At 67.8% G+C, this 12,891-nt stretch carries 14 protein-coding genes; 3 read left to right on the plus strand and 11 right to left on the minus strand.

Annotation, left to right across the window (positions count from 1 at the left end; translation table 11 throughout):
* Positions 1–10 precede the first annotated feature (10 nt).
* Complete coding sequence (locus AC07OZ_RS04700) at positions 11–1,018, plus strand: hypothetical protein (protein WP_495465989.1); 1,008 nt, start codon at positions 11–13, stop codon at positions 1,016–1,018.
* 177 nt (positions 1,019–1,195) lie between these two features.
* Positions 1,196–2,770: a methyl-accepting chemotaxis protein gene (locus AC07OZ_RS04705; protein WP_495465990.1), complete on the plus strand. Its 1,575-nt coding sequence runs from the start codon at positions 1,196–1,198 to the stop codon at positions 2,768–2,770.
* Positions 2,771–2,848: 78 nt separating this feature from the next.
* Here the strand turns inward: AC07OZ_RS04705 and AC07OZ_RS04710 are convergent, their stop codons facing one another.
* Positions 2,849–2,995 (minus strand): hypothetical protein, encoded by a 147-nt coding sequence (locus tag AC07OZ_RS04710; protein WP_495465991.1) that lies wholly within the window; start codon positions 2,993–2,995, stop codon positions 2,849–2,851.
* On the opposite strand from AC07OZ_RS04710, the gene AC07OZ_RS04715 reads away from it, so the two are divergent.
* Positions 2,994–3,203: a hypothetical protein gene (locus AC07OZ_RS04715; protein ID WP_495465992.1), complete on the plus strand. Its 210-nt coding sequence runs from the start codon at positions 2,994–2,996 to the stop codon at positions 3,201–3,203. The genes AC07OZ_RS04710 and AC07OZ_RS04715 overlap by 2 nt on opposite strands.
* A gap of 43 nt (positions 3,204–3,246) precedes the next feature.
* Here the strand turns inward: AC07OZ_RS04715 and AC07OZ_RS04720 are convergent, their stop codons facing one another.
* The 10 genes from AC07OZ_RS04720 to AC07OZ_RS04765 all read right to left on the minus strand — a co-directional run bounded on the left by AC07OZ_RS04720 (position 3,247) and on the right by AC07OZ_RS04765 (position 12,860).
* On the minus strand, positions 3,247–3,831 hold the full coding sequence (locus tag AC07OZ_RS04720) for a hypothetical protein (protein WP_495465993.1): 585 nt from the start codon (positions 3,829–3,831) through the stop codon (positions 3,247–3,249).
* On the minus strand, positions 3,821–5,206 hold the full coding sequence (locus AC07OZ_RS04725) for a hypothetical protein (RefSeq protein ID WP_495465994.1): 1,386 nt from the start codon (positions 5,204–5,206) through the stop codon (positions 3,821–3,823). Before AC07OZ_RS04725 ends, AC07OZ_RS04720 begins: the two co-directional genes overlap by 11 nt.
* Positions 5,203–6,219, minus strand: a complete 1,017-nt coding sequence (locus tag AC07OZ_RS04730) for a phospholipase (RefSeq protein ID WP_495465995.1) — start codon at positions 6,217–6,219, stop codon at positions 5,203–5,205. Before AC07OZ_RS04730 ends, AC07OZ_RS04725 begins: the two co-directional genes overlap by 4 nt.
* A 171-nt stretch (positions 6,220–6,390) precedes the next feature.
* The gene (locus AC07OZ_RS04735; protein ID WP_495465996.1) at positions 6,391–7,509 is read right to left on the minus strand and encodes a patatin-like phospholipase family protein; all 1,119 of its coding nucleotides are present in this window, start codon (positions 7,507–7,509) and stop codon (positions 6,391–6,393) included.
* A 57-nt stretch (positions 7,510–7,566) separates the two neighbouring features.
* Positions 7,567–8,442, minus strand: a complete 876-nt coding sequence (locus AC07OZ_RS04740; RefSeq protein ID WP_495465997.1) for a substrate-binding periplasmic protein — start codon at positions 8,440–8,442, stop codon at positions 7,567–7,569.
* A gap of 179 nt (positions 8,443–8,621) precedes the next feature.
* On the minus strand, positions 8,622–9,662 hold the full coding sequence (locus tag AC07OZ_RS04745) for a TRAP transporter substrate-binding protein (RefSeq protein ID WP_495465998.1): 1,041 nt from the start codon (positions 9,660–9,662) through the stop codon (positions 8,622–8,624).
* Positions 9,663–9,708: 46 nt separating this feature from the next.
* On the minus strand, positions 9,709–11,001 hold the full coding sequence (locus tag AC07OZ_RS04750; protein WP_495465999.1) for a TRAP transporter large permease: 1,293 nt from the start codon (positions 10,999–11,001) through the stop codon (positions 9,709–9,711).
* Positions 11,002–11,019: 18 nt separating this feature from the next.
* Complete coding sequence (locus AC07OZ_RS04755) at positions 11,020–11,553, minus strand: TRAP transporter small permease (protein ID WP_495466000.1); 534 nt, start codon at positions 11,551–11,553, stop codon at positions 11,020–11,022.
* Entirely contained in the window at positions 11,550–12,044 is a 495-nt protein-coding gene (locus tag AC07OZ_RS04760; RefSeq protein ID WP_495466486.1) for a gluconokinase, read from the minus strand. The genes AC07OZ_RS04755 and AC07OZ_RS04760 overlap by 4 nt, the downstream gene beginning before the upstream one ends.
* A 309-nt stretch (positions 12,045–12,353) precedes the next feature.
* On the minus strand, positions 12,354–12,860 hold the full coding sequence (locus AC07OZ_RS04765) for a hypothetical protein (RefSeq protein ID WP_495466001.1): 507 nt from the start codon (positions 12,858–12,860) through the stop codon (positions 12,354–12,356).
* Between the last annotated feature and the right edge of the window lie 31 nt (positions 12,861–12,891).

Here is a 12,891-nt window from a genome sequence, read left to right on the forward strand (position 1 = left end):
AAAGCTCCCCATGAACGCGAAGAAGCAGATCGTCATCCTGATCCCCCACGGCGTGCAGACCGGCGGCCCGGAAGCGCTGCACCAGTTGTCGGACTCGCTGCTCCGCCAGGGGCACGACGCGCGGGTCTGGTACGTGCTGCCGACCGACCTGCCGGCCATCGACGACCTCTTCCGCCGCAACGGCCTGACGGCCGGCACGGCGCTGAAGCTGCAGCCGCGGCCCAACACCGTCGCCGACTACCAGAAGTACCAGGTGCGGCTGGCCGAGGAGATCGCGATGACGCCGGACACCTGCGTCGTCCTGGCCGAGACCTACGTGCACTGGCTGCGCTATTTCCAGCCCTGCACGCCGATGGTCTGGTGGCTGAGCATCGACAACGCCTTCGAGTACCTGTCGGTCAACAAGATCAACATGAACCTGCTGCGCAGCGAGCGGGTGCTGCACACCTACCAGTCCGGGTACGCTCACGACGTGATCCGCGCGCTGGGCTGCCTGCGCACGCAGCCGCTGTCGGACTACACGCCGGCCAAGCCGGCGCCCGCCGACGGCGAGCCGGTCTTCGAGACCGCCGCCAAGACCGACATCGCGCTGAACGCCAACCACAAGGTCGTCTACGACGTCGGCGCGATCGCGGCGCGGCTGGAGGCGGAGAACGGCTGCAAGGTCCACCTGATCCGCGGCCTGACGCGGGCGCAGGTCTACGAGGCGCTGGGGCGCAGCAAGCTCTTCATCGACCTGGGCACCTTCCCCGGCAAGGACCGCCTGGCGCGCGAGGCGCTGATGCGCGACTGCTGCGTCTTCGCCCTGGATGTCGGGGCTGCCCGCGACTACGCGCTGCCCGACGAGTGCTACTTCAAGCCGGACCAGGTCGACCAGGTCTTCGCCGGCGCGCACGAGCTGATGCGCAACTTCCCGCTCTACCTGGAGCTCTCCCGCCCCGCCCAGCAGGCGGTCCAGCGCGAGCGCATGATCTTCGAGCGCGAAGTCGCCGGCCTGGCGCACGCCTTCGGCGCCTGAGCCCGCCGGAGCCGGCGGGATCGGGGTTTCCACCGATCCCCGCCTGCCTCCGTCCCCTGATGTAGGTGATCCCCGCACACGCGTTTCGGCGGCATTCCAATTGAGAAACGCCCGTCCAGCGCCGAAGATCACATTGGGACCGGAACCACGGTCCCGCATCCATCAGGGGGATAACAAATGAACTTCTCAGGCCTCAAGGTCAAGACCAAGCTGTGGGCGGGTTTCGGCGTGATGGCGGTGATCGTCGCCGCCGTCTCCGGCGCGGCGCTGCACTGGCTGAACCAGTCGAGCTCGCGCGTCGACAACTATCTCCAGGGCGTCGCCACCCGCGAACGATTGGTGATCGCTGTCCAGTCGGCCGCGAAGTCCCGCGCCATCGCGGCACGCAACCTGGTCCTCGTGACCACGCCGCAGGACCGCGCCACTGAACTCGAGGCCGTCACCAAGTCCCATGAGGCCGTGCAGCAGTCGCTGGCCAAGCTGAAGTCGCACCTGGCGGGCGCCAAGGACGCGACTCCCCAGGATCGCGCCCTCTTCGACAAGGTGGCCAGCGTCGAGGAACAGTACGGCAAGGTGGCACTGGCCATCGTCGGGCTGGCCAACGACGGCAAGCGCGACGACGCCGTCGCCAAGATGAACGCGGAATGCCGTCCGTTGCTGACCGCGCTGCTGACGGCCACCGGCGATTTCATCCGCTATGAGGATGAGCGCTCCGCCGCCGAGACCAAGGAAGCGACCGAGCTGTTCGCCACCGACCGGATACTGCTGATCACGACGGCGGCGCTGTCGGCCGCGGTGGCCTGCCTGTTGGGTTGGCTGATCAGCCGCGCGGTGACGGCGCCGCTGAATCGCGCGATCAAGGTTGCGCAATCGGTGGCTGACGGCGACCTGCGCGACGAGATCCACGTCGACGGCCGCGACGAGTTGAGCCAGCTGCTGACGGCGCTGAAGGCCATGAGCGGCAATCTCTCGACGATGGTCACCAACGTGCGCCAGGCCGCCGACGGCATCGCCACGGCGTCGACGCAGATCGCCAGCGGCAACCAGGACCTGTCCAGCCGTACGGAGACCCAGGCCAGCGCGCTGCAGGAAACCGCGTCGTCGATGGCGCAGATGACCGAGACGGTGCAGGTCAACGCCGAGTCCTCGCGCAAGGCGACCGGCCTGGCCGATGCCGCCGCGCAAGTGGCCGGCCAGGGCGGCGAGGTCGTGCACCGCGTCATGACGACGATGGAGGCCATCACCGGCTCCAGCAAGCGGATCGGCGACATCACCAGCGTGATCGACGGCATCGCGTTCCAGACCAACATCCTCGCGTTGAACGCGGCCGTCGAGGCCGCGCGGGCCGGCGAGCAGGGCCGCGGCTTCGCGGTCGTGGCCAGCGAGGTGCGGGCCCTCGCGCAGCGCAGCGCGCAGGCGGCCAAGGAGATCAAGACGCTGATCTCGGACTCGGTCGAGAAGGTCGATGCCGGCGCCGTGCAGGTGCAGGAGGCGGGCCGCACGATGGACGAGGTGCTGACGCAGGTCCGCAAGGTCACCGACCTGATGGGCGAGATCAGCGCCTCCACGGACCAGCAGACGCACGGCATCGTGCAGGTCAACGAGGCGGTGGCGGCGATCGACCGCGGCACGCAGCAGAACGCGGCGCTGGTCGAGGAAAGCGCCGCCGCGGCCGAGAGCCTGCGCCAGCAGGCGATGGCGCTGACGGAAGCGATCTCGCGGTTCAAGGTGCGCGGGATGGCGGTCGCCTGACGCGGCCCCGACCCTCGGGGCGCTGGAAAGCCGAAGCGGGAGCCTGACGGGCTCCCGTTTTTCGTTCCGGCACCCGGTTCACTCTGGTGCAGATCCGGGGTTCGTGCGATCGCCGGACGAGAGCTTCGAAACTTGTTGCAACCGGCTTTGAACCTGCTGCGATGCAGCATAGAGTCTGCCGGTGTTCAGCCAACTCGTGAGGCCCAGCATGAGTTCGATCGCCATGACGATGTTCCTCGACTCCTCGCCCGGGGAGCTCGTCGATCTGCCGCACGCCGGCTCCGCCCTGGAGCATCCCCTCGTCTTCGACAGCGCCGCGCGGGAGATCCATCGGCTCGCCGCCGACGGCCGGGCCGAGGTCGTCGCGCAACGCGTGAGCACCGTCGGCGACGACGCGCTCATCGAGGAGCTGCGCTTCCGGCGCATCACCTGACCCCGGTGTCGCGGCCTCGGCGGCCGTCGATGCCTCCGAGGCTTCAAGGCGCCGTCGCGCTCGCGGCCAGCTCCGCCTGCATCCGTGCGCGCATCTCCGCGATGCGGCGACGTTTTTCCTCGCCTTTCGCAAGCTGCTCCGGCGACACGCCCATCGCGCGGCCCTGCTCGATCTGCTGATCGAGCCGCGGGAGCTCGCGATCGGCGGCGTCGACGAACGCCCGCCGCACTGATTGATGCCGATCCTGCTCGCGCCGCGCATACCCCTGATGGTCGTCGAGCTGCCAGGCCGGCGTTGTTGCCTCCGGCGTCGACCGCTCGATCGGCGGTGCGCGATCGTCCCCGGCGACGCGCGCGTCGGCGAGGCTCCAGGCCGCTGGAACCTCGACGCCAGGTGAGGACGCCGGCGCCGAGGCCGGAGCGGCCATCGCGTCGTTCGACGGCGAGACCTCCGCATGACGAGCCTCGCCATCGACCGTCCGACTCGCCGCCGAGGCCATGGCGTTGGCCGCATGCGGCACGACCAACGTCGCGGGCTGGTTGTCGTCGACACCGAAGCGACCGTCGATGACGATCCAGGCGATCACGGCGCCCGCCAGCAAGACCGCCGCCCCGACTTCAATGCGCATGCCCATGCTCCCCGGCTGCGGTCATCGGCCGTTGCGGCTCGAATGGCGCTTCGGGCGGCGCGATGCCCGGCGCCCAGCGCAAGCCCGCGGACCCCAGCAGTTCGACCTGGCGCTGCCGCCAGCGCGCTTCGAGCTTTTCCAGGGCCACAGCCTGGCGGGCCTCGTGCCGGACCGTCTCGCTGTCGACCGGATGATGGCTGCGCTTCACCGAGAGGGCCTGCACGCGCTCCCAGCCATTCCCATCCGGATGCCGGATCGGCGGCGAGGCCTGCCCCGCGGGCCAGGCCTGCAGCAGGTCCAGCACCCACGCGTCGACTTCCGCAACCGGCTTGGCGTCGCCGAGGCGCCAGGCGACCGGCGTCACACCGCGCCGCCCCCGAAGATCCGTGCCTTGCGCCTCGTCCGCGCAGCCGGCGCGATCGCAGCGCAGGCGCAGGCCGTCGACGGACTCCAGGCGCTCGAAGCGGTCCAGATGCGCGCGATAGTAGGCGGCGATCTCCTCCGAGGTCACCGCTGCCGCCAGTTCGTCCCGGAGCGGCGCGTCCCCATGCGGATCCCCCGTCAGGCCCTGCCAGCGCTGCCAGGCGAGCTTGCGTTGCCGGGCCTCGATGACCCGGCGGACGAAGTCGAGCTCGGCCTCGCTCCAGCCGCTGCTGCGACGCAGCCACTGCTCGACGAAGCGTTCCCGGAGCAGTTGCCGCGCCTGGGCGCGCGCGAAGCCGAGATCGCCGGCGCGCAGGAGCCGACGGCCCTGGACGTTCTGCGACGGCCAGATATCGGCCAGCGTGATCGCACCCGCCGCACCGCCTCCGAAACCGCGATGCCGCAGCAGGACGAGGCGCGCCGAAGCGGCGCGCTGGGCATCGTCGAGGTCTTCGCTCATCCGCAGACGCTCGCCCTGCCCGCTCGCCCACAGCGACTCCCAGGCGCGCGCATCGACCGCCGACGGCAACTCAGGGGCGGCCGCCTGCCAGTCGCGCTCGATCCGCTCAGGCCAGACCTGCTGCAAGGTGACCAGCCACTGGCGTCGCACATCGACCTCCGGGGCGAAGGCCACCCGCTGGCTCGCGAACAACGCCGCGTCGCCGACTTCGCGCGCCGCGGCGTCTCCCATCAACAGATCGATCGCCAGGCGACGCGCCAGTTCCTGCAGGGTCAGGTCCGGCTGCTCGCGGCGGGCGAGCACGAGCAGCGCTTCGGCCGGACGACGCGGGATCGTGTCATTGCCGACGCGGGCGATCCAGGCCGATGCGGCGCGCGCATCAACCACCGACGTCGCCGCGACTCCGCGGCTCGTCGGCAGCAGCGTCGCGCCGCAGACGAGCACCAGCGCCGCCACGGTCGCCGCCGTGGCGCGCGAGCCTCGCGCCCTCACAGCCGCTCGGCCGCGCGATTCAGCAGATGGACCACCATGGCGATCGCATGCGGCACGACGACGCGTCCCACGTCGCGGCGGACCGCGTGATCGGTCGTCGACAGCACCTGCCCGCCGCGGCTGTACGAGATCTGGCCGCCCTGGCGCAGCAGCGGACGGATGTCGCCGGCCGTCGCGGCCAGCGGCGTGTAGCTGCCCAGCGCCGTGGTGACGAGCGCGTCGGCGTTCAGCGTCTCGCTGTCGTAGTAGTCCTTGACCCAGGTCTCCCAGCCGGAGTGGTTCAGCGCGGACGTCGTCCACGTGTGATGCGGCTGCAGCAGATCCGTCGTGTGCATCACGAAGCCCAGGCTCTGCACCGTGGGCCGCGCCAGGAACTGCGACCACCAGTACTGCCCGAGGTTGTCGATCGGCTGGAAAGGCGCCTTCTCGAAGTCCGCATACATCGACGCGCTCGACGAACCGCCCTGGCGGTAGTTGGCTTCGGTCAGGCCATACGAGTTGTACTTGCTGCCATCGCTGAACCAGCCCTTCATGCCGCCCTTGCCGTCGTCCAGGTGATCGCCGACCAGCCACGCGGCGGCGAGGTCGTCGATGTCGCCTTTCACCGTGAGCTTGGCGTAGTTGTAGCCGCCGAACGGATTGCCGTGGACATCGGGGCCCTGCGTACGGTTCTGGAAGTGCCAGTACGACGTGTAATTGACGATGCCCGAGCCCAGTCCCCAGACCGGCGCCAGCACGCAGTCGCCGGTCACGGCGCCGCAGAGGTAGGTGTCGGCGAAATCGTCGACGTCATACGCGCCCTGGCCCAGCTGCTCGGCGAACTGGTCGATCGTGTAGCCGGCGCGTGTCACGCCGGCCAGCAGCTTCGCGTAGTTGGTGGTGTCCGCATGCCGCTGCATGTAGCGGACCGCATCGATGGCGATGCGCTTGTGGGTTTCCTGGGCGAAGGCGTTGGCGTCGGTCTGATGGACGAGGCCCGCCGCCACGGCGGTCAGAAGCAGGATGGATCGCATCGAAGTCTCTCTGATGGTCCCGAAGTGCCGCGTGCTTTCCGCACGTCGAAATATGGGGACCGATGTTCGAGCAAACGCGTGACGATCCGGTGAAGAAATCGTGCGACGCCGGGGTTCTCCCTGTCCCTCGGCGCCGGGACGCCGACCGGGTCGCGGTCGGCGGTCACGGGGTCAGGACTTGCCAGGCCCCTCAGCCTTCGGCGCCTTGCGGATCGTCTTGATCGCCGGCCGCGCATTGCGGACGCGGTTGGCCAGGAACACCTCCCCGATGTCCAGCGTACTCTCATGACCGACATGCTTGGCGCATGTGGTCAGCCAGTTGTCCGCGGCGGTGCGGCCGAGGCTGAACAGCGTCGTCAACAGCCGCGGATCGGTATTGAGCTTGCTGGACGCTCCGAACTGCGCCAACCCGCCCTCGTCGGCCACGCGGTGCAATCGCATCTGCTTGTAGCGCGTGGGATCGACGCGCTGGTCGCGCAGCAGCCGCTGCACGAAGTGGATCGCCCGCAACTCGGCCACCAGGCTCGCGTTGAAGGTGATCTCGTTGATGCGATCGTCGATCTCGGTGGAGGTGCGCGGGATGCCGTCGTGCTGGCGCGGATTGATCTGGACCAGCAGGACGTCGTCCGACTCGGTGCCGTAGACCAGCGGCCACAGCGCCGGGTTGCCCGAGAAGCCGCCGTCCCAGAACGGCTCGCCGTCGATGACGACCGTCTGCGCGCTGTGCGGCAGGCAGGCCGACGCCATCAGCGCCTCGATGCTCAGGTCATCGCCGCTGAACACGCGCGGCTGGCCGGTGCGCACCGAGGTCGCGGTGACGAAGACCCTGACCGGTCCGGCGTGCACGGCGTCGATGTCGACGTGACGACGCACGATGTCCCGCAGCGGATCGAGGTTGAAGGGGTTGAGTTGATACGGACTCCACAACCGCAACCACGCGTCCCAGGCGGCGATCCCCGGCCACGCGCTGCGGTTGAAGACCCAGGCCGGCGTCTCGAGCCGCGCGGCGTCGGCCGGACCCTTCGCCTCGCCCACGATGCCGAAACACGCGGGCACGCCCGAGACGTCCTGCCAGAACCGCGACAGCGCCTGCCGCGCGCCCAACGCGCCGCCCTGGGCGAAGCCGGTCGCCATGACCGCCGCGTTCATCGCACCGGCGCTGGTGCCGGAGACGCCGTCGATGCGCAGCGAGCCGTCCTCGAGCAGCCGGTCCAGCACGCCCCAGGTGAAGGCGCCGTGGGAGCCGCCGCCCTGCAGGGCAAGGTCGATCGATCGGGGCGATGTCGGCATGGCGTGAAAGCACGAGCGGCGAAGCTCGCGAGACTGCGGTGGAATCCGCAGCCTAGCCTACCTTGGCGGCGCGTCGTTCGGCAGCCAGCGCTTGTAGATCGCCTGGAACGTGCCGTCGCGCTTCATCTCGTTGAGTTGCGACTGCCAGGCGTGGATCGTCCCCATCGGCGTGCTGCGCGAGAACGCGATGTAGCCCTCGCTCGCGGCGAAGCTGAAGACCTCTTCCAGCGCCCCCTTGGCCACGCCGGCCTGCACCAGCGTCTGCGGCATCGACAGCTTCTCCGCCGCGAACAGCGGCGCCCGGCCGGCGGCCAGCATGCGCACGCCCTGGATCGGATCGCTGATCTGCTGCAGGTTGTGGAAGCCTGCCGACTGCAGCTGCGTCAGCGTGTACCAATCCCGCACGACCAACACCTTGGCCGCGCGCTTGGCCTCGGCCAGCGAGCGCAGCCGGATGCCGCTGCCGGCCTTGGCGTAGAAGGTGCTCTGGAAGGTGACGATCGGGCCGACCCATTGGAAGAGCTTCTCGCGCTCGGGGATACGGGCCATCGAGAACAGCGCCGCCGGCGGCCCGTCCTGGGCTTCGCGGAACGCGCGGGCCCAGGGCATGAACTCGATCGGCAGCGACTGGCCGAGCCGCTTCTGGATCGTCTGCACGAGGTCGACCGAAAGTCCGCGGGGCTGGCCGGCCTCGGTAAAGTTGATCGGCGGGAATTCCTCGCTCAGCAGGCGCAGCGAAGCAGGCGGCACGCCGCCGGAGGAGGCGGTCGTCGGGGACGCCGGGAACGCCGAAGCGGGCGAAGGCGTGGGCGGTGTCGACGCCGGCCCCGGCCCGAGGGCCGGAGGCGGCAAGGTGGCGCGGCCGGCGGCTTGAGCGCCGCCCACGCCACTCAACCAGGCCAGACCCGCCAGGGTCAGTTGTCGTCGATGCATCCGCGTATCAGGTGAGACGTTCGAACCATGATAGGCGGCGGTAACGAAACGTCTCCTTCGCAGCGGGATGAAAGCGACACCGCCGGTGCGCATTCGTGCGCAGACGCGGACGGGGAAAACACCGATCCGCGCTGTCGCACAAGCGTCATGCGCTCACGTCTTGCGCCGAGGTCCTGCGCTCACTTGCCGCCGCGGAGCTTGGCCAGTTGAGCCTGCGTGTCGTTCCACAGATCCATGCCCACCTGCGTGGCGACGCCCGCGTTCACGCGGGTCAGCTTGTCGCGCATGCGCGCGGTCTCGGCGGGGCTCAGCTCGTTGACGGCCATGCCCTTGGTCTTGAGCTCGGCGAGCGCCTTGGCGGCCTCGTCGCGCGTGTCCTTGCGCTCGAAGTCGCGGCTCTTCACGGCGGCCTGCTGCAGCACCGCCTGCTCATCCTTGGACAGGCCGTCCCAGAACTTCTTCGACACCGTCACGATCCACGGGCTGTACACGTGGTTCGTCACGGTGAGGTACTTCTGCACCTCGTAGAACTTCGCCGACAGGATGGTGTTGTACGGGTTCTCCTGGCCGTCGACCGCGTTGGTCTCCAGCGCCGTGAACAGCTCCGAATACGGCAGCGGGACGGCGTTGGCGCCCAGCTGCTTGAAGCTGTCCAGGAACACGCTGTTCTGCATCACGCGCAGCTTGATGCCGTTCAGGTCCTCCAGCTTGTTGACCGCGTGCTTGCTGTTGGTCAGGTTGCGGAAGCCGTTCTCCCAGTAGACGAGGCCGACCATGCCCTTGTCGGTCAGCTTGCCGCGGACCTTGTCGCCGACCGGGCCGTCCAGCAGCGCGTCGGCCTCGCGGACGTTGTTGACCAGGAAGGGCGTGTCCCACAGCGCCATCTCCTTGGCGATGCCGACCAGCGTCGCGGTCGAGCCCACCATCATTTCCTGGGCGCCGCCGATCAGCGCCTGCTGCATCTGCGTGTCCGGTCCCAGCGCGGCGCCGCCGATCGCGCGCACCTTCATCTTGCCGCCCGACAGCCGGTTCACCTCGTCGGCGAAGACCTTGACCGCGCGGCCCTGGTTGCTGTTCTCGGCCAGGCCGTAACCGAAGCGGATCAGGCGTGGCTTGATGTCGGCGGCCTGCGCGGGCAGCGCGGCAGCCAGCATCGCGGCGCTCACCGCCGTCGCGGCGGCCAGGATCTTTCGGCGGGTGTTCAGGCTCTTCAGGCTCATGCTTGTCTCCTTGGGGGAACAGGACTCGACGGACATCTCGGCAGGATCAGCGCATCCACTTGACGGGCGCGGTGACCAGTTCGGGGAACGCGGTGAACATCACGAGGATCAGCGTATAGGTGATCAGGAACGGGTTCACGCCCTTGATGACCTGGTGCATCGACAGCCGGCCCACGCCGGCCACGACGTTCAGCACCGTGCCCACCGGCGGCGTGATCAGCCCGATGGCGCCGTTGAGCACGAACATCAGGCCGAAGTACACCGGATCGATGCCGGCCTTGACGGCGATCGGCAGCATCACGGGAGCGAAGATCAGGATCGTCGGCGTCAGGTCCAGCGCGGTGCCGATGACGACGAGGATCAGCATCATCAGCGCCATCAGCAGCCGTGGCGAGTCGATCAGCCCGCCGAGCCAGCCCGTCAGCACGCCCGGCAGGTCGGCCAGCGTGATCATGTAGCTCGCGACCTGCGCGCCGGCGCACAGGAACATCACGATGGCCGTCGTCTTGGCCGCGCGGACCAGCACGCCGTGCAGGTCGCGCAGGCTCATCTCGCGGTGCACGGCGAAGCTGATCACCAGCGCGTAGAAGGCGGCGACGACCGCGGCCTCGGTCGGCGTGAAGATGCCGGTCTTCATGCCGCCGATGATGATCAGCGGCATCAGCAACGCCCAGAACGCTTTCGCGGTCGCCTTCAGCCGCTCGACCATCGGCAGCGCGGTCCCGGGCGGCAGGTCGATCTTGCGCAGCTGCAGCTTCCACGCGATCAGCAGGCCCAGGCCCATCACCAGGCCCGGCACGATGCCGGAGATGAAGAGCGCCGAGATCGAGGTGTTGGTCGTGACGCCATAGATCACGAAGGGCATCGACGGCGGGATGATGGGCGCGATGATGCCGCCCGACGCGATCAGGCCGGCCGAGGTCGCCATCGGATAGCCGTGGCGCTGCATCATCGGCAGCAGGATGGTGGCGAGCGCGGCGGTGTCGGCCAGCGCGGAGCCGCTCATGCTGGCCATCAGCACGGCGGCGCCGATGGCGACGAAGCCCAGTCCGCCGCGGATGTGACCGACCCAGGCCTGCGCCATCTGGATGATGCGCCGGCTGATGCCGCCGGCGTTCATCAACTCGCCGGCGAGGATGAAGAACGGGACGGCCAGCAGCGGGAAGCTGTCGATGCCGGCGACCAGGTTCTGCGCGAGCAGCTGGGTGTCCCAGAAGTCGAGCGCCCAGGCCATGCCGGCGCCGGTCAGCACCAGGGCGAAGGCCATCGGGATGCCGAGGCCCATCAGCAGCAGCATGCCGGCCGAGAAGACGATGAAGGCGAGTGCTTCGTTGCTCATGATCGGTGCGCCCTGCCCTTATTCGATGTCCGACTCGTGCTCGAGGTCGAGCGGCCGGTTGCGGATCAGTTCCCACAGCGCCATGACGGCGATGGCGGTACACGACAACAACGCCGGCAGCGGCAGCAATGCGTTGGAGTAGCCCAGCACGACCGACTGGCTGTCCATGCCGACGACGACCTGCTGCCAGGCGCCCCACCCCACCAGTCCCGCCGCGACGATGACGGAGATGCGGATCACCGCGGTGATGACGCGCAGCACGGCGGGTTTCTTGCGCAGCGGCAGCAGCAGGCTGGTGAAGGCCATGTGCTCGCCAAGCGGATACGCGGCCGTCGCGCCGATGAACACCATCCAGACGAAGAGCAGGCGCGAGAGTTCCTCGCTCGCGTTGATGCCGCTGCCGAAGCCGTAGCGCAGCACGACGTTGACGAACACGGCGAGCGCCATCACGCCGAGGCACAGCGCCATCGCGGCCTCGCTGAGGGTCTGCAGGCGGGAGCGGCGCGCGGGGGCCGCCGAGGCGGCGGGAGCGTCCGATGCGGGGGGCGTCATGGTCCGGTCTCCTGATTGTTTTTCGGGGTCAGCAGTGCGAGCGCCTGATCGACCTGTTCCGACAGTGTCAGCGTCGCGGGGACGGTGATGACACCGGGCTCGCCGATGGGCGATTCCAGGGTGGCGAACTGGCTGTCGACCAGCGTGGTCGAGAAGAAGTGTCGGTCGGCGCGGTCGGCGACGCGCTGAAGCGCGAGCGCCCGATCGATGTCGATGAACACGAAGCGCAACGCGGGGCATGCGCGACGCAGACGGTCGCGATACGTGCGCTTGAGCGCGGAGCAGCTGAGGACGACCGGCGACTGCTCGGTGAGCATCTGCCCGAGCCGTTCGAGCCAGCCCCAGCGGTCCTCATCGGTGAGCGGCTGACCGGCTTGCATCTTGGCAATGGACGCAGGCGCGTGGTGCGCGTCGCCCTCGATGAAGGGCCAGTCGAGTGATTGAGCGAGCGCCTGTCCGACGCTGGTCTTGCCGCAGCCGGCAACGCCCATCACGACGATGGCGCGGGCGGAGATCGAGGCGGCGGTGACGGTCGGCGAGGTCATTGGATAGCGCTATCCCGAAGTCTGAAAAGAGACGGCGATCGGAGGATCCGGGGTCGCCGTCGAGTCCTCGTCGCACAGGGAAGCAGACGGGATAGCGCTATCTTAGATGGTGCATCGGGGCACCAAATCAGGGATTACGCGGGGTTACGGGAGCTTGGAACCCCCTCCTCGTACTCCTCTTAGTTTCCATCCCAGCAGCTCGCTTCGAGAGTGATTGCGATTTCAATTGACAGCATTCAACCTCTCTGCTTGCTACTATTTTCGCCTCCGCCCCGAACAAGAAGTCTTTACTGAATTAATGGTGCCCTGCAAATCCTCGAATTTGACTGGATACGATAGTGGCACGTCCTTACCTACAGCACAAGACGTCAACTCAGGGTTCAGCGAAAGATGTGCTTGTGCTCCCCAGCGATTACGCAAAGAAATATCTTGCACATCCTTGGCAATGGACAACCACTCCTCTGCTTCTTCATCTCTTGTGCAGATGTTCAACCAATTCTTTGCCCCTGCACGCCATTGCACGCGGGTCTCGGCCGATTCCCATTTGACATGTCCTTTCTCATAGAAATCCGTTCTGAAATTACGCTTTCCAAAGTATTCAGAAAGCGACACCTCAAATTTCTCATCGACAGAATTCGCCGTACCCGAGTGAAACGTCAAACAAGAAGGAAATCTCTCAACACTCGTCGATAACCAAATAACACAGACCGCTCCCACAATGAGGGTCACGCCAATGACGATCGAATAGAAGAGGATTCTCATGGCGTCATGACAACGAAATTCACGGAGTAGT

This window comes from Roseateles sp. GW821-FHT09G03, assembly GCF_059416045.1.

What these genes read in the sequence shown, in the direction of transcription:
- AC07OZ_RS04700 (WP_495465989.1), top strand. Translation starts at nt 11, where the DNA reads ATGAACGCGAAGAAGCAGATCGTCATCCTGATCCCCCACGGCGTGCAG.
- AC07OZ_RS04705 (WP_495465990.1), top strand. Translation starts at nt 1,196, where the DNA reads ATGAACTTCTCAGGCCTCAAGGTCAAGACCAAGCTGTGGGCGGGTTTC.
- AC07OZ_RS04715 (WP_495465992.1), top strand. Translation starts at nt 2,994, where the DNA reads ATGACGATGTTCCTCGACTCCTCGCCCGGGGAGCTCGTCGATCTGCCG.
- AC07OZ_RS04710 (WP_495465991.1), bottom strand. Translation starts at nt 2,995, where the DNA reads ATGGCGATCGAACTCATGCTGGGCCTCACGAGTTGGCTGAACACCGGC.
- AC07OZ_RS04720 (WP_495465993.1), bottom strand. Translation starts at nt 3,831, where the DNA reads ATGCGCATTGAAGTCGGGGCGGCGGTCTTGCTGGCGGGCGCCGTGATC.
- AC07OZ_RS04730 (WP_495465995.1), bottom strand. Translation starts at nt 6,219, where the DNA reads ATGCGATCCATCCTGCTTCTGACCGCCGTGGCGGCGGGCCTCGTCCAT.
- AC07OZ_RS04735 (WP_495465996.1), bottom strand. Translation starts at nt 7,509, where the DNA reads ATGCCGACATCGCCCCGATCGATCGACCTTGCCCTGCAGGGCGGCGGC.
- AC07OZ_RS04740 (WP_495465997.1), bottom strand. Translation starts at nt 8,442, where the DNA reads ATGCATCGACGACAACTGACCCTGGCGGGTCTGGCCTGGTTGAGTGGC.
- AC07OZ_RS04745 (WP_495465998.1), bottom strand. Translation starts at nt 9,662, where the DNA reads ATGAGCCTGAAGAGCCTGAACACCCGCCGAAAGATCCTGGCCGCCGCG.
- AC07OZ_RS04750 (WP_495465999.1), bottom strand. Translation starts at nt 11,001, where the DNA reads ATGAGCAACGAAGCACTCGCCTTCATCGTCTTCTCGGCCGGCATGCTG.
- AC07OZ_RS04755 (WP_495466000.1), bottom strand. Translation starts at nt 11,553, where the DNA reads ATGACGCCCCCCGCATCGGACGCTCCCGCCGCCTCGGCGGCCCCCGCG.
- AC07OZ_RS04760 (WP_495466486.1), bottom strand. Translation starts at nt 12,044, where the DNA reads ATGGGCGTTGCCGGCTGCGGCAAGACCAGCGTCGGACAGGCGCTCGCT.
- AC07OZ_RS04765 (WP_495466001.1), bottom strand. Translation starts at nt 12,860, where the DNA reads ATGAGAATCCTCTTCTATTCGATCGTCATTGGCGTGACCCTCATTGTG.